This is a genomic window from Caulifigura coniformis, assembly GCF_007745175.1.
GTDB lineage: Bacteria > Planctomycetota > Planctomycetia > Planctomycetales > Planctomycetaceae > Caulifigura > Caulifigura coniformis.
On sequence record NZ_CP036271.1, the window covers coordinates 797,556 to 819,056 of the forward strand.

General features: G+C 64.1%; 21 protein-coding genes. 8 read left to right on the forward strand and 13 right to left on the reverse strand.

The genetic code is table 11. The features are described from left to right. Positions 1-114: 114 nt before the first annotated feature. Entirely contained in the window at positions 115-465 is a 351-nt protein-coding gene (locus tag Pan44_RS03175; protein WP_145027174.1) for a hypothetical protein, read from the forward strand. A gap of 78 nt (positions 466-543) precedes the next feature. On the opposite strand, the gene Pan44_RS03180 is transcribed toward Pan44_RS03175, so the two are convergent. The 8 genes from Pan44_RS03180 to ribD form a co-directional block, all read right to left on the reverse strand. Beyond that, the gene (locus tag Pan44_RS03180; protein WP_145027176.1) at positions 544-1,035 is read right to left on the reverse strand and encodes a YciE/YciF ferroxidase family protein; all 492 of its coding nucleotides are present in this window, start codon (positions 1,033-1,035) and stop codon (positions 544-546) included. Between the two features lie 68 nt (positions 1,036-1,103). Beyond that, entirely contained in the window at positions 1,104-1,400 is a 297-nt protein-coding gene (locus Pan44_RS03185; RefSeq protein ID WP_197453799.1) for a YgaP family membrane protein, read from the reverse strand. Positions 1,401-1,703: 303 nt separating this feature from the next. Further along, on the reverse strand, positions 1,704-2,381 hold the full coding sequence (locus Pan44_RS03190) for a cupin domain-containing protein (protein ID WP_145027180.1): 678 nt from the start codon (positions 2,379-2,381) through the stop codon (positions 1,704-1,706). Positions 2,382-2,468: 87 nt separating this feature from the next. Continuing rightward, complete coding sequence (locus Pan44_RS03195) at positions 2,469-2,834, reverse strand: sirohydrochlorin chelatase (RefSeq protein WP_145027182.1); 366 nt, start codon at positions 2,832-2,834, stop codon at positions 2,469-2,471. A 7-nt stretch (positions 2,835-2,841) separates the two neighbouring features. Next, complete coding sequence (locus Pan44_RS03200) at positions 2,842-3,549, reverse strand: CvpA family protein (protein ID WP_197453800.1); 708 nt, start codon at positions 3,547-3,549, stop codon at positions 2,842-2,844. Positions 3,550-3,592: 43 nt separating this feature from the next. Next, positions 3,593-5,446: a GspE/PulE family protein gene (locus Pan44_RS03205; RefSeq protein WP_231754212.1), complete on the reverse strand. Its 1,854-nt coding sequence runs from the start codon at positions 5,444-5,446 to the stop codon at positions 3,593-3,595. 195 nt (positions 5,447-5,641) lie between these two features. After that, on the reverse strand, positions 5,642-7,309 hold the full coding sequence (locus Pan44_RS03210) for an ABC1 kinase family protein (RefSeq protein WP_145027184.1): 1,668 nt from the start codon (positions 7,307-7,309) through the stop codon (positions 5,642-5,644). A gap of 89 nt (positions 7,310-7,398) precedes the next feature. After that, positions 7,399-8,502 (reverse strand): bifunctional diaminohydroxyphosphoribosylaminopyrimidine deaminase/5-amino-6-(5-phosphoribosylamino)uracil reductase RibD, encoded by a 1,104-nt coding sequence (ribD, locus tag Pan44_RS03215; RefSeq protein WP_145027186.1) that lies wholly within the window; start codon positions 8,500-8,502, stop codon positions 7,399-7,401. A gap of 212 nt (positions 8,503-8,714) precedes the next feature. Here ribD and Pan44_RS03220 point away from each other — a divergent pair, with 212 nt between their 5' ends. Beyond that, entirely contained in the window at positions 8,715-8,900 is a 186-nt protein-coding gene (locus Pan44_RS03220; protein ID WP_145027188.1) for a hypothetical protein, read from the forward strand. A 250-nt stretch (positions 8,901-9,150) separates the two neighbouring features. Here the strand turns inward: Pan44_RS03220 and Pan44_RS03225 are convergent, their stop codons facing one another. From Pan44_RS03225 to Pan44_RS03245, 5 genes are all read right to left on the reverse strand, one after another. Next, positions 9,151-10,086, reverse strand: coding sequence for a hypothetical protein (locus Pan44_RS03225; RefSeq protein WP_145027190.1), 936 nt, complete (start codon positions 10,084-10,086; stop codon positions 9,151-9,153). 55 nt (positions 10,087-10,141) lie between these two features. Further along, positions 10,142-12,088: a serine/threonine-protein kinase gene (locus tag Pan44_RS27220; protein ID WP_197453802.1), complete on the reverse strand. Its 1,947-nt coding sequence runs from the start codon at positions 12,086-12,088 to the stop codon at positions 10,142-10,144. A 169-nt stretch (positions 12,089-12,257) separates the two neighbouring features. Continuing rightward, positions 12,258-13,190 (reverse strand): hypothetical protein, encoded by a 933-nt coding sequence (locus Pan44_RS03235; RefSeq protein WP_145027192.1) that lies wholly within the window; start codon positions 13,188-13,190, stop codon positions 12,258-12,260. 94 nt (positions 13,191-13,284) lie between these two features. Then, positions 13,285-14,115: a hypothetical protein gene (locus Pan44_RS03240; protein WP_197453803.1), complete on the reverse strand. Its 831-nt coding sequence runs from the start codon at positions 14,113-14,115 to the stop codon at positions 13,285-13,287. Between the two features lie 191 nt (positions 14,116-14,306). Beyond that, positions 14,307-15,296: an NAD(P)H-dependent glycerol-3-phosphate dehydrogenase gene (locus tag Pan44_RS03245; protein ID WP_145027194.1), complete on the reverse strand. Its 990-nt coding sequence runs from the start codon at positions 15,294-15,296 to the stop codon at positions 14,307-14,309. A gap of 307 nt (positions 15,297-15,603) precedes the next feature. Between Pan44_RS03245 and Pan44_RS03250 the strand changes: the two genes are divergently transcribed. The 6 genes from Pan44_RS03250 to Pan44_RS03275 all read left to right on the forward strand — a co-directional run bounded on the left by Pan44_RS03250 (position 15,604) and on the right by Pan44_RS03275 (position 21,494). Then, complete coding sequence (locus Pan44_RS03250; RefSeq protein WP_145027196.1) at positions 15,604-15,849, forward strand: ubiquitin family protein; 246 nt, start codon at positions 15,604-15,606, stop codon at positions 15,847-15,849. Positions 15,850-15,903: 54 nt separating this feature from the next. Beyond that, positions 15,904-16,470: a DUF1802 family protein gene (locus tag Pan44_RS03255; RefSeq protein ID WP_145027198.1), complete on the forward strand. Its 567-nt coding sequence runs from the start codon at positions 15,904-15,906 to the stop codon at positions 16,468-16,470. Between the two features lie 184 nt (positions 16,471-16,654). Beyond that, positions 16,655-18,229: an efflux RND transporter periplasmic adaptor subunit gene (locus tag Pan44_RS03260; protein ID WP_145027200.1), complete on the forward strand. Its 1,575-nt coding sequence runs from the start codon at positions 16,655-16,657 to the stop codon at positions 18,227-18,229. Positions 18,230-18,381: 152 nt separating this feature from the next. Beyond that, positions 18,382-19,164, forward strand: coding sequence for a lysophospholipid acyltransferase family protein (locus Pan44_RS03265; RefSeq protein ID WP_145027202.1), 783 nt, complete (start codon positions 18,382-18,384; stop codon positions 19,162-19,164). 30 nt (positions 19,165-19,194) lie between these two features. After that, positions 19,195-20,166: an aldo/keto reductase gene (locus tag Pan44_RS03270; protein ID WP_145027204.1), complete on the forward strand. Its 972-nt coding sequence runs from the start codon at positions 19,195-19,197 to the stop codon at positions 20,164-20,166. A 68-nt stretch (positions 20,167-20,234) separates the two neighbouring features. After that, complete coding sequence (locus Pan44_RS03275) at positions 20,235-21,494, forward strand: glutamate-5-semialdehyde dehydrogenase (RefSeq protein WP_145027206.1); 1,260 nt, start codon at positions 20,235-20,237, stop codon at positions 21,492-21,494. Positions 21,495-21,501: the final 7 nt, after the last annotated feature.

The window sequence follows — 21,501 nt, forward strand, 5'->3', positions numbered from 1 at the left end:
CGCCGCCGAAATCGAATCCTGATTGTCGGCGCACTGCTCCTACTCGTGACGACCGGCTTCTGGATATTTCGCCGTCCTGTCGACCCGCGCGTCGTAGGGCGATGGAAGTTCACGGTGAATCACAATGCTACGGCCGACTCGCGACGTCTGATCGACTTTCAGGCTGACGGCTGGATCCGAACGTCCTTCGTTGACGGGGCGTCGGTGCCGAACGTTGCGAACGGGCGTTGGTGGGTCGAGGAGAATCAGGTCATCGTTCTGGCGAGCAGCGGTAGCCCCGCGCGCCGAATCTGGAACGACCTGCAGATCCTCCTGATACGTGCGACTGGCCGCCCCGAGCCGTGGGACATCGACCGCTATGAAGTTGTCGCGAGTTCACCGGAGGAACTGCGCCTCAGGTTTCGACCGCATCCGGGCCAGAAGGGAGAAGACGAAGATTGGGTGTTAACCCGGCCGGCGCAATAAAAGCGGGGTTGAAAACGACCATCAGCGCTCTGCACAACGCTGAGAAGCCGCTCCAACCCCGAACACACTTGGTTTCGTTCAGGCTTCGGCGTGGGCGTTGATGCCCGATTCGGCGAGACCGGTCAGCTTCGAATCCGTTTCCTTTTCTTCGTCGAGAGTTTCCTGGAGCAGGTCGGCCGCCTCGTCCATCTCGATCTGGCGCGCCCAGGTGACGAGCGTGCCGTAGGTGGCGATCTCGTAATGCTCCACCTTCTGGGCCGCGGCGATCAGCATCGCGTCCATCACTTCCGGCGAAGCATCTTCTTCCATGAGTTCCGACCCTTCCTCGATCAATCCCTCCATCGCCTTGCACTTCTTGGCGCGGGGCGTCTTGTCGAGCATTCCGAAGATCTTCTCGAGTCGTTCGACGTGCCCCTTTGTCTGTTCGAGATGTTCTTCGAAGCCGGCCTTCAGGTCTTCGTTCGAGGCGGATTTCGCCATCTTCGGCAACGCTTTGAGCAGCTGCTTTTCGGCGCTGAGCACATCTTTCAGTTCTTCTTCAAAGGCGTCGTGAAGGCTTTCTGCAGGCATGATTGTTCTCTCCGTCTTCTCTCTGCATTTGAAACTGGAATGCAAGAGCAAGGGCGAACGACCGAAACTCAGGTCGCTTCGGCCTCGGGCCGCTCCTGCATCCGGTCTCGCTCACATTGTGCAGAGTCGACGCCAAGCATTTCGTAGGCATGGCAATGGCCGGTCAGACCCCTGTACAGAAGCCCGGCCGCGGCCAGGAATGAGAGCGGACGGGACCGCTTCGGGCCGATGAGGCTGTTCAAGAGCAGCGCGCCGCCTGTCCCGAGCGAAATCAGTCGCTCATTCATCGACACGTTCACCGTTGAACACGTCGCGCCTGCGGCGCCGGCCTGCCTGTCATGCGGAACAAATGGAGGAGCGTGCATCGCAAGACCTGTCCCTTGGACCGCCCAGGGGGCGGCCATGATTCACTGGGCTTCACCACTCAAGTAACAACACTGGCAACCAGCATGCCGCGCGGGGAGAGATGGATCGACTTTCGCGACAATGCACAAACGGCTCGTGAACCCGCGGAGTGGATGCAGCCTTCGACACCGCGAAAACGCAAAGAAACCCACAGCTTTCGCCGCCTTCTGTGTTCTGTGCGATCAGCTCGCACGATGAACATTCAAGGCGTTGGCCGTGGGTCTCTGGCGGATTTCAGACGCTGGAATCCGGTCGCCGGCGGATCAGGGTGTCTTCGGCGCGGCCGTCCGCTGACGGATCACGCCCGGCGCCGGGGGGGTGGCGACTCCGCTATCGGAATTCTGGCTGCGGCCGATCCCGGCGGATGGGGGGGCCGGAGTGGCTCCGGCCTTCGGAGCCGCAGGCGGAGGAGCGGCCTCGGTGCGTCCGGCAGTCCGGCGCGATCGCAGGTCCATCGCAGGGAGCGGCGGCGTGAATGCTCCCTGGGAGCGCGAGGGAACTTGAGCGGCAGGCGTCCGGGAGGCAATCGGCGGATCGGACGACTTGAAGAGACCCCAGCCGCCAGAGCTGACCTTGAACTTGTAGAGACCCTGGTACAGGGTGAACCTCACATCGCCCGCATCGCCGCCGGTGTTGTATTCGACCAGGTGGGGGCGATCACTTTCGAGATCGAGCGTATCGCCCGGCTGCAGTGAGCGCTCCTGACCATCCACCAGAAACCAGACTTCTCCGCCGGAACTGGCGTCGTTGTGCAGCTGGATGGGAGCACCCTGTCCGGCCGTCCGGTTGGTCGGAGCTGTGCCATACACCTGGACGGGAGAGGCCGTCGCCCATACTCGTTCAATGCGGTCGTCGCCGATCGCTGTGAATGTCATCGAGAGCAGCGCTCCGAGCGCCGTTCCTGACAGGAGGGTTGCCTGAATGGTTCTTCGCAGCATCATTCTTTCTCCGTGCGCTTGGGAAGCCGGCCCTTCATTATCGTTCGACCTCGCACGCTGTGAATGCCGGTTTTTCAGATGAGCTGGAATTCAAAGGCGCTCGCCGAGGCGGGCCAGGAGAATGTCGGTCATCAGCGGGTGCAGGCCGACCGGCGGGCGGAGCGTGACGGTGAGCCCCGGATGTTCGCTTGCGAACTGATCCCGGAAGCGGGACAGGTCGTCCGTCACGTGACTGCCGGCCGACAGGAACCATGGAAGCATGTCGATCTCGCGGGCGCCTGACTGGCGGCATTTTTCGAGACCTTCGGGAATCGTCGGTTCGGCCAGCTCGAGGTAGGCCACCTCCACGATCTTGCCCGGGACTTTCGGCCGCAGCATGACGGCCAGTTGGACCAGGTCCTGATTGGCGGCCGGGCGACGGCTTCCGTGAGCAATCAGCAGAATGGCAGCGGACATGAAAGACTTAGAAGGGGCTTGACGGAGCGCCACCGCCGCCGCCGCCCGGGGCGGCGGACCGAGGCGGGGCATTGGACGGCGGGCCTGGCGCGGCCGAGACCACCGATGCGCCGGAGGAGTATCGCTGACGGCGATCGGCGTAGCGGATGGGGAACGTCGACCAGAACTCCGGAGGCTTCCCGTTGTAGCGCGAGAACTCCGACCGATCAAAAACGTTGCCCGTCGAGAAGATGTTCTCCGAGACGTACTGCGTGAACGCGAGCCACTGCCGGTCCGGGGCGTTCTCGATCCCCGTGAGTCCGAAGAAGTTATTGCGCTCGGCCTGGAAATCGAGAAACTCGCGCGGGAGCGGGGCGGTATGCAGGGCCGTCAGCACGATGGCGGCGGTGGCATAGCCGGAGAGAAGGCCGAAGCCCCAGCGGCCTCCGTCATAAACGAGCGGATTGACCTCGATCTGCGTCGGCATCAGGTATTCGGCCACCATCCGCAGTCCGGTGACTCCCAGGGCGAACAGGCCCAGAAGGGCGATGATGTCCGCCCGGGTCTGCCATTCCAGAGTGGCTGGAAACATCGCGGCGACCGGCTCGAAGAAGTTCATGGCGAGCAGGCCGGCGAGAATGATCGAAAGGAAGGTCGTCGCCGCTCCCCACGGGCCTTCGCTCGCCACGCAGTACGTGACGACTCCGATGACGGCGAGGAGAAGAGGGTCGATCATGCCTGAGGATGAATGGGGAGTGAGTAGTGGGTAATAAAAAGGACTATTTGACGACCCGGAGGAGTTCGTCGACGGAGGTGACCCCGCGGACGACGAGTCTGAGACCTTCTTCCTTCATGTACAGCATGCCGTCCTTGCGCGCCTCGGCCTTGATGGCGGACATCGCGGCCTTGTCGCGGATCATGTCCCGCATCCGCTCGTTGATATTCAGCAGTTCGAACACCCCGACGCGGCCGCGGTATCCCAGGCCCCCGCAGTGCGTGCACGATTCCTCGGGATTCGTAGGGGGGCGATAGAACTCCTTGACCTTCTCCGCCGACAGCCCCGCCTTCTTGAGAAATTCGGGATTCGGGTGGTAGGCCTCGCGGCAGTGCGGGCACAGCCGGCGGGCCAGACGCTGGGCCAGCACGGCCGACAGCGAGCCGCCGAGCATGAAGGGCTCGACGCCAAGATCGAGAATTCGGAACAGGGCGGAGACCGAATCGTTGGCGTGGACGGTGGAGAACACCATGTGACCGGTGGCCGCGGCCTGGCAGGCGATCTTCGCCGTTTCCTCGTCGCGGATTTCACCGATCATCACGACGTCGGGGTCCTGCCGCAGAATCGATTTCAACGACTGGCCGAAGCTCTGCCCCGATTTCTGGTTGATCTCGATCTGCGTGACGCCTTCCATCTTGTACTCAATCGGGTCTTCGACGGTGATGATGTTGTTCTCATACCGGTCGATGTAACTGAGGAAGGCGTACAGCGTGGTCGACTTGCCGGCTCCGGTCGGGCCGCAGCTGAGGAACATGCCGTGCGGCTGGTCGATAATCAGCTTGATCTTTTCCTCGAGCTGCTTGCGCATCCCGAGGCCCTCGAGCGTGCTCACCGAGTTCGACTGGTCCAGGATGCGGATACTCAGCTTTTCGCCGTGACGCGTCCCCTGGCTGGCGAGGCGGAAGTCGATCTCCCGCTTTTCGCACAGGGCTCCGAAGCTGCCGTCCTGCGGCCGCCGGCGCTCGGTGATATCCATCGCCGAGAGAACCTTGAAGATGTTCGTGATCGCGTCGCCGATCGGCCGGTCGAACGGCTCGGTCGGATACATGACGCCGTCGATGCGGATACGGACGGAGGTTTCGTCTTCGTTGGGCTCGATATGGATGTCGGTGGCGCGGCGGAGGATCGCGTCATAGACGAGCTCGCGGGCGGCCATATACCCCTTGGAGGTTTCGACGGCGCGGGAGGCCTTCTCGTCCTTCGCGCCGGTTCGGGTCTTTCCAATGAAGATGATGGGGGGGCCGACGACGGAATCGACGGCGCGGCCCGTTCCGAGGTGGACTCCGATCCGCGCGAGTTGGCGGACGCCCCACTTCTTGAGATGGGCCGGGGTCATCACCTTGCCCGAGTCGGGAACGCGGTCGTTGCGTTCCTTGATGTAGATGGCGAGTGGTCCGCCCCAGGCGAGGAGGCTGCCGATGAAGCTGCCCGCGAAGCTCGGAACCGTGAGGGCCAGGAACATGGCGCCGACCCCTGCCCCTAACTGCACACCGTTCCACAGGACGGGGCGGACTTTGAGGCTGGCGGCGTCTTCTGCGACCCAGTTGCCGTAGTGGATCCAGGCCGCGAAAAGCAGCAGCACAGGAGCGAATTTCCACAGGCTGATGTAGCCGCCCGCCACGGGGGACATCTGGGGGCTGAGGCTGTTCCGGTTTCCCCGGTAGAACGCCCCGCCCGGCATGGGGGGAAACTTGTCCCCGCCCCCGATCATCGGGGAAGGCGGCAGGGGGGAGGCTGGAGCGGCGGTTGCCGGCGTCCCGGCCGCTGGCGGTGGTTCCTGGGCGTCGACCTGAACTCCCATGCCGAGCACGCATGCCATCAGCAGCAGGCGCAGCACCAGTTTTTGGAAGCACGACATGGAGAGCTTTGGAGGAGACCGAATCGAATGAACCCGCAATGAATAAGCGACCATGATTCTGACCGCTAGACGGCCTGCGACTCAAGGGAGAACCGGGGGCTTCCGTTCATGGTCCCGACATCCTTCTACGGGAGGTTGCGCGATGGCGAGTTCGGGGCCGCGATCCATCAGAAGCGGCGGCCGAGCGTGTGTTGGCTACAGCCGGCCGCTGCGCAGGATGCCGTAGATCAGCCAGATGCCCAGGCAGCCCGACAGGAAGAAGGCCGGGATGTTGATCCAGAGCGAGCCGCCGCCGCGGATCACGATGGCCGTCGACAGCAGGATGGATGAAGTCACCACCCCGATCACGACGCGGTTGCTCGATCGATCGAACTCAGTGATCACCCGGTCGAGCCCCTTGAGGTCGAGCTGGATCCGGAGCCGGTCGTTGGCAACCCGGTTGAGCGCCCGCGAGAGCTGTCCGGGCATCGCATGCAGCGACGATGCGAGATCGCGAATGTCGGTCCAGGCCTTGTCCACCATTCTCCGGGGGTCGTAGCGGCGGCGAATCTGCGCTTCGAGAAAGGGCTGCAGCTCGTTGGCCAGGACGAATTCCGGATAGAGCTCCCTCCCGACTCCTTCCAGCGTCACCAGCGCCCGGATGAGGAGCATGAGATCCGGGGGGCAGCGGAGCGTGTGCCGCCCGAGGATCGCCACAAAATCCGAAAGCAGCTGGCCGACGTTGAGCTCGTCCAGCGGCAGGTCGTAGTAGGTTTTGACAAAGTCGTTGACGTCGGCCGTCAGGAGCACGAGGTCGAGAGGCTCGACGGTCTGGGTGAGGGTGAGCATGACGTCGACGACACGGGCGACGTCGTGTCGGGCGACGCCGACGAGCAGGTCGGCGAGCTGGTCGCGTTTCGCAGCGTCGAGGTAACCGACCATTCCATAGTCGAGCAGGCAGATCGAGCCGTCGTCGCGGACGCGGAAGTTGCCGGGATGGGGATCGCCGTGGAAGACCCCCAACTCGAACGACATCTTCATGAAGATGTGCGAGACGTTGACGGCCAGCTGCGATCGGGGGAGGACCAGCTTGTCGAGGCTGGCCTTGTCGTCGGACCGGCAGCCCTGGATGAACTCCATCGTCAGGACTCCCTCGGACGAGAGGTCGTCGAAGACGTAGGGGACGTAGAGCGTCGCGTCGGCGCTGAAGAGCTTGCGGAACTCCCGCTGCGACTGGGCCTCGCGGCGGAAGTTAAGTTCGCGGCGAATCGTTCGCGCGAACTGGTTCACGAGCCCGACGGGGTCGAAGGTGCGGGCCTCCGGAATGTGGCGGTCGATGAGGGCCGCCAGATCGAACATCAGCGACAGATCGCGCTCGACAAGCGAGACGACATTGGGCCGGCGGATCTTGACCGCGAGCTGCCGGCCATCGTGGTGGATCGCGCGGTGGACCTGCGCCAGGGAGCCCGCGGCCATGGGCGTGAGATCGAACTCCTTGAACAGTTCACTGACCGGCCGGCCGAGCTCGTGCTCCACCATCCGGACCGCCTCGTCGCTGGGGAAATCGGGGACCGACTCCTGGAGAAGCGAGAGTTCTTCGATGACCTCGGCGGGGACGACATCAGGCCGGGTGCTGAGGACCTGGGCGAACTTGATGTAGGTTGGCCCGAGATCCTGGAACGCCATCCGGATGCGGCGGGCGGTGGTCAGGTGCGGTTCGGGAGTGGCCGACTTCCGGCGCAGAAAAATCCGGGTCCCCCACTGCAGGTAACGCCGCAGCCCGAGGCGTTCCATGATGTCGCCAAAGCCGTAGTTCAGCAGCACCGTGGCGATCTGCCGGCTGCGGTTGAGGCTGCGGATGAGTCGAAGCGGATGTGTTTCCACGGAGGCGAGTCTGGAGCGTGTCGGTCACGGGTGTCGAACTGCGTGCGCCGGGACTCGATTCCCCTGGGGCACTCCCTGGTCGGCTGGCGTCACTCGAAGTCGGACCCGGGACGGGAAACATACTTCAGATAAACATCATCGCCGATGCGCTCATGGCTGAGCAGCTCAAATTCCGCCGCATCGGCGATCCAGCGGCGCCCTTCCCCGCAGACCGGCGACCGCGCGTCGGCGCTGCCGATGATCCTGGGCCCCATGAAGACGTGCGCCTCGTCGACCTGTTCGGCGTCGAAGAACGAGCCCAGCAGCTGGCCACCCCCTTCCACGAGAACGTTGGTCATCCGGCGTCGGCCGAGTTCCTCGAGAACATTCTGGACCGCGGCGGCGCGATTCTCGGAGGGATCAGACGCGAGCTGCAGGACTTCCACCTCCTTCTGCCGGAGCTGGTCGACCTTGGCACGATCGGCCCGTGCGGAGGCGATCACCAGGACAGGCGTGTCCTTCGCCGTCGTGACGAGTTGCGAATCGAGCGGGATCTTCGCGTGGGAGTCAAAGACGATGCGGGTGGCTTTGCGGACAGGAGCGCCCACGCGGGCCGTCAACAGGGGATCATCGGCCAGGACCGTCCCGCAGCCGACGAGAATGGCGTCCATGCGGCCACGGAGGCGGTGACCACGGACACGGCTCTCCTCGCTGGTGATCCACTTCGAATCGCCGCTGGCCGTGGCGATGCGGCCGTCGAGCGTCATGGCCCACTTGGCGTGGACGTAGGGCAGTCCGGTTTCCGTCAGCTTGCGGAAAGGAGCGGTCAGGCGGCGGGCCTCGTTTTCCAGGAGTCCAACTTCCACCGCAATGCCGGCCTTTTTCAACAGGTCGATTCCGCGGCCGTCGACCTTGGGGAAGGGGTCCTGCATGGCGATGACGACGCGCTGGAGGCCGGCCTGGATGATGGCGTCGGCGCAGGGGGGCGTTTTGCCATGGTGGGCGCACGGTTCCAGTGTGACATAAAGTGTGGCGCCCTTTGCGTATGCGCCTGCTTCAGCGAGGGCGCCGGCCTCAGCATGTGGTCCGCCAAATTCTTCGTGGTAGCCCTGGCCGAGGAGCTGGAGGTTGTCGTCGACGATGACGGCGCCGACCGCGGGATTGGGCTCGACTCGACCGATTCCGAGGGCCGCCAGCGTAAGGGCTTGCCTCATCGCATCTTCGGAAGACTGGAATTGCATGGCGGCCTCGGCGGGAAGTTGCTACACTCCGCGGCTCGACTTTTCGGGACGGCGTCAGCATCTGGCGCGAGCCCCGGCGGGGCGGGTCTCCATTGGAGACCTGCGAGTCTCAAAATGCAATTTGCAGCGGTCCGATCCGGGCGCGGCTGCTCCAGTGAACACCGAAGTGGATTGAGAGTCGTTCGATGACCAGCTGCCCCAAGCATCTCGCCGAAGTGAAGCGCGCCCTCGCGAAGAAGTACACGAACCTCGCGAACATCGCTGGAAGCATCCCGAAGCGGAAGCAGTTCCAGACCCGCGCCGACAAGCACAACCGCCAGGCCGAGGCCTTCGAGCGGACCGCGGCCCAGCAGGCGGCCGAGAAGGCCTGATCGGCGGAAGAGGCCGGATCCGGTCTCTCCGCGATGATCCCGCCGGGACAATCAACGGCGTGCCTCCGAGCGCGCCGTTTTGCATGCGCCGACTTCGTTCCGCGGAAAAGCGACAGGCCCCGAAGAGGCGGCTCGCGGGGGGGGGACTCTGGAAGAGCGCCACACAGCCGCGGTCATCACTCACTCTCACTGACTCGAACGGCGTCCAACTGAACGGCGCTGAACTGAGCGGTGCCGTTCCGGCGGCGAATCAGGCGTGAGGCGCGACCTGCGGTGGTGACTTCTTCGCAGCCACCCGGGCGGCGACGCTCCGGAGAATGATGTTCATAAAGGCGAACAGCCCGGTCGCTCCCAGGAAGCCGATGCTCACCGCTTCGAGGCGGCCTTGCTGAACTGTGGGCCTCCAGGCATCGACCACCGACGTTCGCAGATCGGTGGAGAGGGAGGCCTTCCAGTGGACTCGGTACATCGGCTCGACGAACTGCCCGACCTGGATCTCGGTGCGCTCGACGCAGCGTTCCACGATCAGGCCGCGGGACTTGAGCAGGTCGGACGACGGGGACCACCCGGCAGCGTCCGGAATGCGTTCCCTCAGGTCGCGGGCGACAAAGTCGCGTGCCTTGGTCCACAACTGCTTGTCGGCCTCTTCGATCGTGGCAAAGCGGTCGCTGCTGAAGGCGACGGAGTTGGAGCCGGGGCTGGAGTTGGCGAGTTCGGCGATCCAGGCGGGAAGGGCGTCGATCGGGCGTCCTGTTCTGGATGTTCCCTGATAGAGCGTGATCGGCGATTCGGCATCCTCCGGGTCGACGTCGCTGCTGACCGGGTCGGACGGCAGGACGCCAGCGACGGGAGGAGCAGGCGGAGCGTCGGGACTGGCGGTGCCCCCCGCATGGAGCGGGGCGGGAGAGGGCTTTGCCTTGGGTGCGCGCCTGGGTTTCCCCTGCCTGGCGGGAGGCGGCGCCGGCGACGGCAAAGCACTGTCTGCCATGGCCAGTTCATGCGGCCCTCGATGCGCGACAAGCACATTCTGTTGAGGATGCCGGGCCACAGAGATGGTCGCTAAGAGGCCGACCGCGATGAGCACCAGTCCGATCCGACCGGAGGTCGTCAGCCGGATGAACATGGCGAACGCGAAGATCGCGACGAGCATGACGATCCAACTTGGCATGAGGACGGTGGCGTCCATGGAGGCTCTCCGGAAAAAAAACGCAGCGTCTGCGAACTTCAGGCGACTTGAGGGGCTACACGGCGCGACGATCGACGGTCGTGGGTCGCCAGACGGAGGCGAGCTGGACGGACGACGAGACGACGGCGGCCCAGGTGAGGAACGTCGGAGACATCACGCCGAACAGTGCGCCGGCAAACCAGGCGGTGAAGACCGTCGCGAACAGCGAGCTGAGTCGGAATCGGGACGGACGGGCCTCATCGGTCTGACGGGACCAGTTCCTGAGGGCGAAGAAGACTCCGAAAAGGAGCGCCGTGGCGACGATCAACGGGTCGGCAAGTCCAAATGCCCGCTGAAGTTCGCCGATGAGCGCCCCGCCGGGCGGGTTGCGGTTCCAGGCGCCGTTCAGGATGTCGCCGAACAGGGCGGGGACTTGTCCATCGACGGCCAGATACCGGCTGATCGCTCCGCTGAAGGCGCCGACGACCAGGCCGACGGCCCCCAGGCTGAGGCGGCGGGCGATTCCGGCGGGGGAGCGGCCCTCCCAGTACTTGCAGGCGGCGGTGATGCCCCAGCACGCGGCGATGGCGGAGCCGACAAACGTCGCGAAGGAAATCCACGATCCAGGGTTGGAGTCATGGAAGATCCGGAACATGGGCCGCGAGGTGAAGCGGGCGGTGACGAACGTTGCGGCGAGTGTGGTGAGGACCGCGATGATCGCGGCCAGGGGGGCGGCGCCCGTCCAGTGGGTCCAGCGGGTCAGGGCTGGAGCGGCGGACTGGCTGAGGGACGCGGGAAAGATGACGTTGGTGACGGTGTCCTTCACGGAGCGCGCGGCGCCGGCGACGTGATGTCCGGCCGCCGCCGCGTGGCGGGCGACGAGCGGAGGCTGCGAGGTCGCGCCGGCGATTGCGGAACGAAACGCACTGGCCACGCTTCCGCCGACGCCGGTGGCCTTGCGGTAGGCCCAGTTGCCTCCGTAGTACATCGCGAACATGAGCGAGATCGGGGTCAGCACCCAGATCTGCATCATGCTGAAAAAGATCATCAGGCAGAACCAGGTGAAGGCGGCCTGGCCGTAGTCGCTGCCGTCTTCCTGCGGCCACGGTTTCATTCCGCAGAGCTTCCGGCAGCCTGCCCTGGTAGCGCGCCGGAACCTGGGAGAGGCCTCTCCGGATCGTGCGAAGTCCCCGCCCGCCGCGGTGAATTCCGTGGCCGGTGCGCTATGGCGGCCGACGACGGCAGCGTCGACGGCGAGGGCGAACTCGCGGGGGCTGGCGTAGCGGCGGGCAGGATCCTTCTCGAGCGAACGACCGACGACATTGCGAAGCCGCGGCGGGAGCTTCGACAGATCAGGTTTTTCGGTGAGATGCTTCATCAGGATCTCACCGGTGGAGTCGCCGTCGAAGGGGACTTTACCGGTGAGCATCTCGTAGAGGATGACGCCGAGTGCGTAGACGTCGACTTCCTTGCCGTAGCGTCCCTTCGCGACTTCGGGGGCCATGTAGTAGACCGTGCCGACGCTCTGGGTCTGCGCGCTGCGGCGGCTCTGGGTGATGAACTTCGAGAGGCCGACGTCCCCAACCTTCACGCAGCCGCTGTCGGAGAAGATGTTCGCAGGCTTGAGGTCGCGATGGACGAGTCCGTTGTCATGAAGGTACGAGACCCCTTCCGCGATACCGGGGAGCCAACGACGGATTTCCTCCATCGGCATCCCGGAGGGGAACCGGCGGATGGCCTGGTCCAGCGTTTCGCCCGCGACATACTCCATCACGATCCAGTGGTCGCCATCGCCGTCCTGGCGGATGTCGAAGATCGTGACGAGGTTGGGATGGCTCAGGTTGAGGCACTGCTGGACGCCGCGGAGCTCAACCTCGGTGTTGTGCTGCAGGAGCTTCAGGGCGACTTCGCGTCCGGCGTCGGAGAGCGCGTAGTAGACTTCGCCAAACCCGCCGCGATAAATGGCACGCTTGATCGTATAGCCTTCGAGCGGCTTCGATTCGGGGGCGAACGTGAACTTCATGTCAGTGGAGCCCTGGGTCCTGATGATGCTTGCGGCTCGCAGCCGGGAACTCGGGCGACGACGTCACTTGAACGCGACCGTGTGTGCGAAGGATCAAGAAGTCTTGCGCCATCATCTTGTTGATCCAGGTGAAGCAGTTCGTGGAGCCGCATGATTCTACCAGTGCGGCTCACGTTCGGCAGGACAATTCGACACGCAGCCGCAGGTCTTCCGTCGTCAAAACGTCTCCATTTTCAAGCTTTGCTTCACCGGAAACGGGCGTTCCGTTTCGCTGAAGGTCCGGGATCGCTTTGCACCAGAGGGAATTGTCGCGGCGGAACAGGAGCAGCGGCGTGGACCACTCGGGATTCCGGACGTGGGCGTCGGCTCCCGCTCCAAGAACACACACCTGATCGAGAAGGATTACGCCGTCGCAACGGGGTTCGATGCGATGGGCCGACACGACTTCGAGCACGGCCGACTGACTGAGGGCGTTCGGCACGCGGAGACGCATCTGCACGGCCCCGCCGATGTCAAAGGCCTCGCTCGAACGGACGAGGCGACTCGGTTGCGGTTGATCGCCAGCCGGAAGCAGCAGGAAGCCTTCCTCGCTCCGGACGATCTGGACCTGACGCCGCGAGATGGCAGCCATGATCGCGACGTCCGGACGGTCGCGGCTGGTGGACGGACTTCCAATCGTGATCGCGTCCTCAGTCAGAAGCAGAAAGGAGCCGGCCCCGTCGATCCACAGCCGGCAGCTTCCCGGGAGCAGGGAGGCCGAAGTTTCCGTTTCAGTTCCGCCGGCGATGCCCCAGCCCTGTTTGACGGAGGTCGGCAGAGGGCCGACTTCCGCAAGACTGCCGGTGGGAGCCTGCGGATGCGATTTCCGATTGCTCGACCCGGCTCGATAGAGCTGGCCCAGGAAAGCGTTGCTGCAATGAATGCAGCGAATGCGGCGGAAGGGCGTCCCCGCGGCCTTGAACCTGACGCCTCCAAGATCCCAGACCGATGTTTCGCGAAGGCACTTCGGACACCGCGCCCGCCAATCGCGGGATTCCTGCTCGATGGCCGTCTGCCAGCTCGGCGGCAACCATTCCAGAGCGCGGTGAACCAGGCCGGCCATCACAAACCCGCTCGCAGATCAAGGACGGAGAAGACATCGACCGCATGCCGTCCCGCGGAGAGCGGGACCGCATGCTTATCGACTACCAGTCAGACTAGTCCTCCGACTCATGGCTGGCGACAGTGGCCGCCGCCTTCGCCGCGTCCTGGTCCTTGCCGAAGTACTTCTGGACCTGCTCGGCGATGTCCTGCGGAGCAACCGATTTGGTTTCGACCGGAATCAGGCCGGTGAAATTGCCTTCGGCGTCCAGGATGCGTTCGCGGACATCGAGTTCCTTGTTGATCTCGGCCACCAGCGACTTGGCGCGGTTCAGCGCGGAGTCGTCGAACTGCAGATTGCTCATGGTCTCGGCGGCCTGGACGCTCTGCAGCCGCGCCTGGAGCCGTTCGATTTCGACTTCCAGATCCTTCCGGGCGGAGAGCATCCCTTCAAGCTTCTGGCGATTGGCGGTCAGCGATTTCTCCTTCGCCTGCAGCACGTCCCGTTCGCGATCGAGAGTGTCCTCCGCCACCTTGAAGCGATTAAAGCGCTCGGCGAGGTCCTTCTGCACCTCCTTCACGGAATAGTTGCGGCCCGAGTAGGTCAGGCGCGTCGAGCCCGATTTCAGATCGCCCGACAGCGAGAGGATGGCTTCCTGCTGGCCATCCATGTCGGCCGAACGCTTCGCGATCGACTTCTGAAGCTGCTCGACATTCACTTCTTCCGTGGCGATGGCATGCAGCGAACGATGGATCTCGGGAGTGAGCTGCTTGACCATCTCCTTCGCGCGTTCGATCTGGAACTCGACAGGAACTTCGCGTTTGATCGATTCGCGGACCGTGTTCGCTCCGGTGCGGACGTAGCTGCAGACATCGCGGCCGAAGACAAAAGCTCCGACGCCCGCGACGGCTGCGGTGCCCACCAGAATCTTCTTGACGCCAAACATCGCCTGTTCTCCCTGATAAACGGGCCGCCGGGGGCAGCCCTTGTTGCGGTGTCGGCGGTCGTGAAACCGGCCAAATGCCGACAACTCTCTGGGAGGGTGTTCGCCGGGGCGTTCAGAATCTTGAACGGAATCGGGCGGAATTCTGGCGACGGCGGCAAGTGGCGTGCTCTCCGGGGATTGCGGAGCGAAAGTCACTCGTGTCCGGCGGGGCGGTGCATGAGGTCGCGGGCGGCGTCGGCCGCGGCCTTTCCATTGAACAGCACCTCGTAAACCTCGTTCGCGATCGGCATCCGGATTCCCTTCGCGGCCGCGATGGCGTGGACGCCGCCGCAGGTGGTGACTCCCTCAGCCACGGAGGACATTGAGGCGGTGATCGCCGCCAGCGACTCGCCCTGGCCGAGACGCTGGCCGACGTGCCGGTTTCGGCCATGAGGGCTGATGCAGGTCGTGATGAGGTCTCCCACTCCGGCGAGGCCCGCGAGAGTCGCGGCGTCTCCTCCCAGGGCGACCACGAAGCGGGTCATTTCCACAAGCCCGCGGGTGATCAGGGCGCTCTTCGCGTTGTCGCCGTACCCGAGCCCGTCGCAGATGCCGGCCGCAATCGCCATCACGTTCTTGAGAGCCCCGGCGAGTTCGACGCCCACAATGTCGGTGTTCGTGTAGATGCGGAACGACTCCGTTGAGAACTCGTCGCGGACCCGTTCAGCCCACGGGAGGTCGCTGGAGGCGGCGACGAGCGTGGCGGGAAGGCCGCGGGCAGCCTCTTCGGCATGGCACGGGCCGCTGAGAACGACGACCGGTCTGGGGCCGATCGTCTCGAGGACAATCTCACTGGGCCGGCGGAAAGTGGAGTTCTCGATCCCCTTGATGACGCTGACGACCGGGAGATTGGCGGGAATGCGCGCGGCAAGGTCACGCAGGGTTTCCCTGAGATAGGCGGAGGGAATCGCGACGACGAGACATTCGACATCCCGCACGGCTTCGTCGATCTCGCTCGTGACAACCAGCGCTTCGGGGAGGGGGACGCCCGGGAGCAGCCTGCGGTTTTCGCGACGGAGGGCGATGTCGTCGACATTCGATTTCCGGTGGCCCCACAGGGTGACCCGCCGTCCCGGACGGTTACAGAGAATCAGGGAACAGAGCGTTCCCATGGCTCCGGCGCCCAGTACGGCAGTGTTCATTTCGAGCGGCCTTTCGTGAGGGACGAGTCCGGCGGGGTACACAGACCGCGAACCGATTCGACCGGCTTATTCCATTCAACCGGCAAAGTCAAAAGTCGAACAGTTCTGCACCGGCCGGTTTCGTCCGGCCTGTCTCAATCACCGGTGTACGGTTGAACCGAAGAACTTGAGTGTGCCCGAGTCTGCGCGTTCCGCGAGAACCGGTCCAGAAGTTCACCGGCCCCTCAGTGGGGCGTCGAGCCGACAGGAGGCGGCTGCAGTTCGGGTCAGGGATGGCCGTCTCGGATTCGTCCGGAGGATTTGGCAGATGGCGTCCGTCTTCGAGCAGAGTCAGCAGCACATCGGCGACACGAACTTCACGGAGCGGCGCAAGCAGCCTTCGGGCGCTCCGGGTGTCGAACGCCGGCAGTTCTCCGATTCGCGCGAGTCGTCGCGTCCGGAGATCGATGAGCTCGCCAAGGCGGTCGACCAGTACAAGCTGATCCATCGCCGTCGGTTCATCACGTTCGAAGAGCTTTATGACGTGATGATGTCGCTTGGCTATCATCGCTGAGCGGACCCGGCGCAGTTCCTCGCTCATGGTCAGGTCCGCCATTGTGGACCAGCCATGACGACAGAGAACTCGATCGCGTTGAAGGAATGGGCGGCTGTCTGCCTGGCGTTGGCCGAGGGACGACAGTCGCTTCTGCTTCGTAAAGGAGGGATCGCCGAGGGCTCCGGCGGATTCCGGATGGAACACCCTGAGTTCTGGCTGTTCCCCACCCAGTTCCATCAGTCGCCCGACCAGTTGTCGCCGGAAGGGTCTGAACTGCTTTCACGCGTTCAGCAGCAGGCGCCTGCCGCGGGCCGCCTTCGAATCGATGCCTTCGCGACGATCCGCTCCGTCGCGTTCATCGACGATGAGAAGCGCCTGAGTGAATTCGATGGGCGACATGTGATGTCGACCGATGTTGTCAGGGAGCGCTTTCATTACCGCCGCCCCGGGCTGTTCGTCGCGGCGGTGGAGGTGCATCGCCGATCGGACCCGGTCGAGATTCCCGACGAGCCGCGCTATGCCGGTTGCCACAGTTGGGTCGATCTCAGTTCGCCGATCTCGACCGCGGAACTTTCGCCTGTCGTGCCTGTCCGTGCACTCGCTGAATCGATTGCCCTGGTGGAGTCCTTTCGCCGCTGATTGGAGTCGGCGAGAAGGTGAATTCGCGTAAGATGTGCGGGCTTAAGGAATTTGGAGTTGGTCAGGTCGTCTGCCGTCCGATATACTCAATTGCCTCACCGACGGCGTATCGTCCCACCCATTTGGCGGTCAGCACCCACGACCGCCGCACCGTCGCGGCAGCCACCCCAACACTACCCCGCCGATGCCTGAGGGCCACTCATCCATCGAAGTCACCGTGCGCCGCGGTCGTCGTCTGCGCCGGTGGGCCGTTCTGCTCGGCGTGATCGGGCTGGGCGTGAGCGGGCTGATTGGCGGACGTGCCGCGCTCTCCGAACCTGAACCGAGGGAAGTCGCCGTTCCGGTCTCGCTCGTGGCCCCAATGCCGGGAACGACCGTCGCCAGACGTGCGCCGCTTTCGCTCGTGCTGACTCAGCGGGGAGCACTCGACTGCGTGCAGAAGACGACGCTCTTCAGCAGAGTCGAATGGGAAACCAAGCTCACCTACGTCCTGCCGGAAGGGGCATTCGTCAAGAAGGGGGACGTCGTCGCCAGTCTCGACGTCTCGAAACTGCGCGAGGAATATGGTGACGAGCAGGTCGACGTCATGACCGCTGAAACAGCGCTCGCGGCCGCCGAAGACGCCCTGCTCCTGCAGCGCATCGACAACGAAAACCTGCTGGCGAGCGCCGGGCTGAAGAAGGATCTGACGGCTCTCTCTCTTGAGGGCTACACGGCTGCGGAATATCCGTATCAGGTGCGCGACCTGGAACGTCAGATTGCCGCCGCCGAAGACGCCCTGCACACCGCCCGCGAACGATTCGACTTCACCCAGCGGCTGCGGACCAAGGGGTACGCGCAGGCCGTCGAGGTCGACAAGGTGCGGCTGACGCTCAACCAGGCCGAGCAGAAATTCAACGACCTGTCGGAATCGCTACGGGTTCTCGAAAAGCACCAGCACCAGCGGACATTGAAGGCGCTCGAGGGAGATGCCCGGACTGCCGAGCACAACCTCACGCGCGCGGAATCCCTTGCGGAACTGAGGCTGCTGGCTCGTCAACGGATCATCAATTCCCAGCGCCAGCGGCTGATGAGGCAGAAGCAGCAGTTCGATTGGGCCACCAGAATGCTCGCGGAGTGCGAGATCCGCGCGCCGCACGATGGGCAGGTCGTTTACGCTCAGCAGCGGGATGCGGTTGAGCCGATCGGTGAGGGGGTGAAGGTCAAGTTCCTTCAGCCGATCGCCGTGATTCCCGATCGATCGAAGATGAAGGTCACGGTCCGTGTGCACGAGACGCAGCGGCGTCTCCTCAGCGTGGGGCTTCCCTCGGAAATCCGGACGGACGCAGATCCGCGGCGGGTGATTCGCGGCACGGTCGCCGGCTTCTCGCAGTTCCCCGTGACGGGCCGCTTTCCGAACTACGATCTGCGCGAATACGAAGTCGTCGTGAATCTCGAGGAAGGCGTGGAACTGACGCCGGGCCTGACGGCCAGGGTCGACCTGATTGCGGCCTCGAAGGCGGATGCGCTGCAGGTTCCGTTCGAAGCGGTCACGGAAGTCGACGATTGCCACCTTGTGTTTGTCCGCCAGGGAACGGATGTCGTCCCCTGCGAAGTGACGCTCGGCGAGCGTTCGGAGGACCACGTCGAGATTCTTGCGGGGCTGGATGAAGGGCAGCTGGTTGTGCTCGATCCCCGTGAGCGGTGCCAGGACGCGATCGTCTCCTGGGAAAGGTCGCGTCGCGACGTGCTGCAGTCGGTGACCGTGCTCGGAGAGTGATCTCCAACGAAAACCAGGCATTGCCGTCCGCCGACGGGGGCAAATCGCGGGGAAATCGGGCTTCGGGGCGCTTTGCGCAATCGGCGTTGACGCAGTGCGACGGATGACCCACGATCCGGGCTGAAGTCGCATCTCAGTGGAGCCTCCCCCGCGTGTCGCCGGACCTTTCTGGTTTTTTGATCGTTCTGCTGTTCGCCGCGACCGCTGTGGGCGTGGTGGCGGCGGCCATCCGGCGGACCGGCGCATGCTGGAAGACGTGGATGCTGGTCGCCATCGCCAAGACTTACGGCGGGCTTTTCTTCGGGCTCAGGTATCGACAGCATTCGCCGTTTCCCCCGGGCGGCGCGCTGATCCTGGTCAACCATCGCAGCCCGGTCGATCCCCTGTTCATCCTGGCGACGACGGCGAGAGATCCCTTTCGCGGGCCGATGACGGTGATCGAGTTCCTTACGGCCACCGAGTACACGCGGATTCCCGGCGCGATCGGATTCATCTGCAAGTACATGCGTTCGATTCCGGTCGATCGCGACGGCGAGGACATGGAATCGGCGAAGGTGGCGCTGCGGCGGATGCGGGCAGGTTTCACCGTCGGCATTTTTCCGGAAGGGCGGATCAACTTCGGCCCGGGCCTGCTGCCGCCGATCGGGGGCGTCGCCTGGCTGGCGCTCAAGGCGGGCCGGCCGGTCGTTCCAGCCTATATTCACGGCGCGCCCCAGGTGGCGTCGAAGAGCATGGTCGCTCCGTTCCTGACGAAGAGACGTGTCCAGGTCGATTATGGGCCCCCCGTCGACCTGTCGGCCTATGATGGGGTGAGAGTCACGCCGGCGATCCTCTCGGACGTTTCGCGCATGCTGATGGAGAAGCTGGCCGAAACCGGGGGCCTGCGCACGGGGGGACTCAAAGTCGCCCAGCCTGACGGTCGGGTTTCGGCCTGACCGCTCCCTGGTTCCCATACTGCATCGATCATGGTGTCTCCCTCTCATCTGCGTCGTCTTGGCCGTACCGACATCCATGTCAGTCCCGTGGCGATGGGGACGTGGCCTCTCGCGGGCATCAGCAGCATCAACGTGACCGATGAGGCGAGCATCGCGACGCTGCAGGCGGCCGTGGATGCCGGGATCAACTTCTTCGACACGGCGTATGTCTACGGCTACACCGGCGAGAGCGAACGATTGATGGCCCGGGCGCTGGGGCGCCGGCGAAAGGAGATCGTGATCGCGAGCAAAGGAGGGCTCGAATGGGGGCCCGACAAAAAGCAGGTGCGGAACGGACGCCCGGAAACGATCAAACGCCACTGCGAGGAAAGTCTGAAACGCCTCGGCACGGATGTGATCGACCTCTATTACCTGCACGCGCCGGACGTCAATACGCCGCTGGCTGAATCGGCAGGGGCGTTTCGCGAACTGCTGGACGCCGGGAAGATCCGTGCAGTAGGCGTCTCGAACTTCGAACAGGTGACGCAGTTCGAAGAGTTCAGCGCCGTCTGCCCGATTTCGGCCGACCAGCCTCCCTACAACATGCTGCAGCGGGAGATCGAGACGACGACCCTTCCCTGGTGCCGGGCGAACGGAGTGTCGGTGATGCCGTACTGGCCGTTGATGAAGGGGCTGCTGGCCGGAAAGCTGCCGCGCAATCACCAGTTCGACCCCAATGACAAGCGGTTGACGTATCCGCTGTTCCAGGGGGAGGAATGGCAGAAGAACCAGGATTTCCTCGACAGCATCCGGCCCATCGCCGAGGAAAGCGGAAAGACGGTCGCGCAGCTGGCGATTGCGTGGGTCATCCAGCGTCCGGGAATCACTTCGGCCCTCTGCGGGGCAAAAAGGCCCGAACAAATTCGTGAAACGGCTGTCGCGATGGACTGGACGTTCACGCCAGACCAGCTGGCCCGAATCGACCACGCGATCACCGAACGCGGCCCCGTGAAGGCGCGGTAACCGCAAGGACCGGCGTCCCCACGGTTCGCGGACGACGCGGCGATGATGAACCCCTCTATACTCTCTCTATGAACAACTGGACTGACTACGCCCGTGGATACGGGCAGCAAGCTCGAATCGCCTCGCGGCAGCTCGCGCTCGCCCCCACTGAGGCGAAGAACCTGTGGCTGAAGACCGCGGCTGCCGAATTGCGCCGTCATTCGGCCCGGCTGATTGCCGAGAACGCCAAAGACGTGGCCGCGGCTCCGTCATTCGGACTGAATGCTGCCGCGATCGATCGCCTCACGCTCAACGAGAAGCGGATCGACGGTGTCGCCTCGGCGCTCGAGGAAGTGGCGGCGCTGGCCGACCCGGTGGGGGAAGTGATCGAACGGTCGACGCGACCGAACGGGCTGGCGATCCAGCGCGTGCGGGTTCCCCTGGGAGTGGTGTTCTTCATTTACGAATCGCGTCCGAACGTCACGGCTGATGCGGCGGCCATCTGCGTCAAAAGCGGGAATGCGGTGATCCTGCGTGGCGGCAAAGAGGCCCTGCATTCGAACCTGGCGATGCACCAGCTGTTGTCGGAGACACTGGCCGCCTGCGGGCTGCCGAAGGACGCCGTACAACTCGTGGACACCACCGACCGCGACGCGGTCGGGGCGTTCCTAAAGCTCAACGAATTCATTGACGTCACGATTCCCCGCGGCGGCAAGACCCTGATCGAGCGCGTCGCGGCGGAAGCGACGATGCCGGTCATCAAGCATTTCGACGGCGTCTGCCACGTCTACGTCGACAAGTCGGCCGACCTGGTGATGGCCGAAAAGATCCTGATCAACAGCAAGACGCACCGGCCCGGCGTGTGCAACGCGGCGGAATCCGTGTTGATCCACCGCGATGTGGCGGTTCCGTTCCTGAAGTCGGCCGGAGTGGCGCTCGAGAAGGCAGGCGTGCAGGTGCGGGGAGACGCGAGAGTGCGTGAACTGCTCCCGTCCGCGACGCCCGCAACGGAGCAGGACTACCGGACCGAATACCTCGACCTGATCCTGTCGGCCAGAGTGGTCGACAACTTCCAGGAAGCAATCGATCACATCAACGAGTATGGGTCGCACCATACGGATGCGATCGTGACGCGCGACGGAGAGGCGGCACGCCAGTTCACTGCGGCCGTCGATTCCTCGGCCGTCATGGTGAACGCCAGCACGCGATTCAACGATGGCGGCGAACTCGGGCTGGGAGCCGAGATCGGCATCAGCACCGACAAGTTCCACGCACGGGGCCCTTGCGGCCTGCGGGAACTGACGAGCTACAAATACATCGTCGAAGGCGCAGGGCAGGTACGTGCCTGAGCTGACT

What these genes read in the sequence shown, in the direction of transcription:
- Pan44_RS03190 (WP_145027180.1), bottom strand. Translation starts at nt 2,381, where the DNA reads ATGATGCTGCGAAGAACCATTCAGGCAACCCTCCTGTCAGGAACGGCG.
- Pan44_RS03180 (WP_145027176.1), bottom strand. Translation starts at nt 1,035, where the DNA reads ATGCCTGCAGAAAGCCTTCACGACGCCTTTGAAGAAGAACTGAAAGAT.
- Pan44_RS03235 (WP_145027192.1), bottom strand. Translation starts at nt 13,190, where the DNA reads ATGGCCGGCCTGGTTCACCGCGCTCTGGAATGGTTGCCGCCGAGCTGG.
- ribD (WP_145027186.1), bottom strand. Translation starts at nt 8,502, where the DNA reads ATGAGGCAAGCCCTTACGCTGGCGGCCCTCGGAATCGGTCGAGTCGAG.
- Pan44_RS03240 (WP_197453803.1), bottom strand. Translation starts at nt 14,115, where the DNA reads ATGTTTGGCGTCAAGAAGATTCTGGTGGGCACCGCAGCCGTCGCGGGC.
- Pan44_RS03205 (WP_231754212.1), bottom strand. Translation starts at nt 5,446, where the DNA reads ATGTCGTGCTTCCAAAAACTGGTGCTGCGCCTGCTGCTGATGGCATGC.
- Pan44_RS03225 (WP_145027190.1), bottom strand. Translation starts at nt 10,086, where the DNA reads ATGGACGCCACCGTCCTCATGCCAAGTTGGATCGTCATGCTCGTCGCG.
- Pan44_RS03255 (WP_145027198.1), top strand. Translation starts at nt 15,904, where the DNA reads ATGACGACAGAGAACTCGATCGCGTTGAAGGAATGGGCGGCTGTCTGC.
- Pan44_RS03245 (WP_145027194.1), bottom strand. Translation starts at nt 15,296, where the DNA reads ATGAACACTGCCGTACTGGGCGCCGGAGCCATGGGAACGCTCTGTTCC.
- Pan44_RS03220 (WP_145027188.1), top strand. Translation starts at nt 8,715, where the DNA reads ATGACCAGCTGCCCCAAGCATCTCGCCGAAGTGAAGCGCGCCCTCGCG.
- Pan44_RS03185 (WP_197453799.1), bottom strand. Translation starts at nt 1,400, where the DNA reads ATGCACGCTCCTCCATTTGTTCCGCATGACAGGCAGGCCGGCGCCGCA.
- Pan44_RS27220 (WP_197453802.1), bottom strand. Translation starts at nt 12,088, where the DNA reads ATGAAGTTCACGTTCGCCCCCGAATCGAAGCCGCTCGAAGGCTATACG.
- Pan44_RS03250 (WP_145027196.1), top strand. Translation starts at nt 15,604, where the DNA reads ATGGCGTCCGTCTTCGAGCAGAGTCAGCAGCACATCGGCGACACGAAC.
- Pan44_RS03275 (WP_145027206.1), top strand. Translation starts at nt 20,235, where the DNA reads ATGAACAACTGGACTGACTACGCCCGTGGATACGGGCAGCAAGCTCGA.
- Pan44_RS03270 (WP_145027204.1), top strand. Translation starts at nt 19,195, where the DNA reads ATGGTGTCTCCCTCTCATCTGCGTCGTCTTGGCCGTACCGACATCCAT.
- Pan44_RS03195 (WP_145027182.1), bottom strand. Translation starts at nt 2,834, where the DNA reads ATGTCCGCTGCCATTCTGCTGATTGCTCACGGAAGCCGTCGCCCGGCC.
- Pan44_RS03200 (WP_197453800.1), bottom strand. Translation starts at nt 3,549, where the DNA reads ATGATCGACCCTCTTCTCCTCGCCGTCATCGGAGTCGTCACGTACTGC.
- Pan44_RS03260 (WP_145027200.1), top strand. Translation starts at nt 16,655, where the DNA reads ATGCCTGAGGGCCACTCATCCATCGAAGTCACCGTGCGCCGCGGTCGT.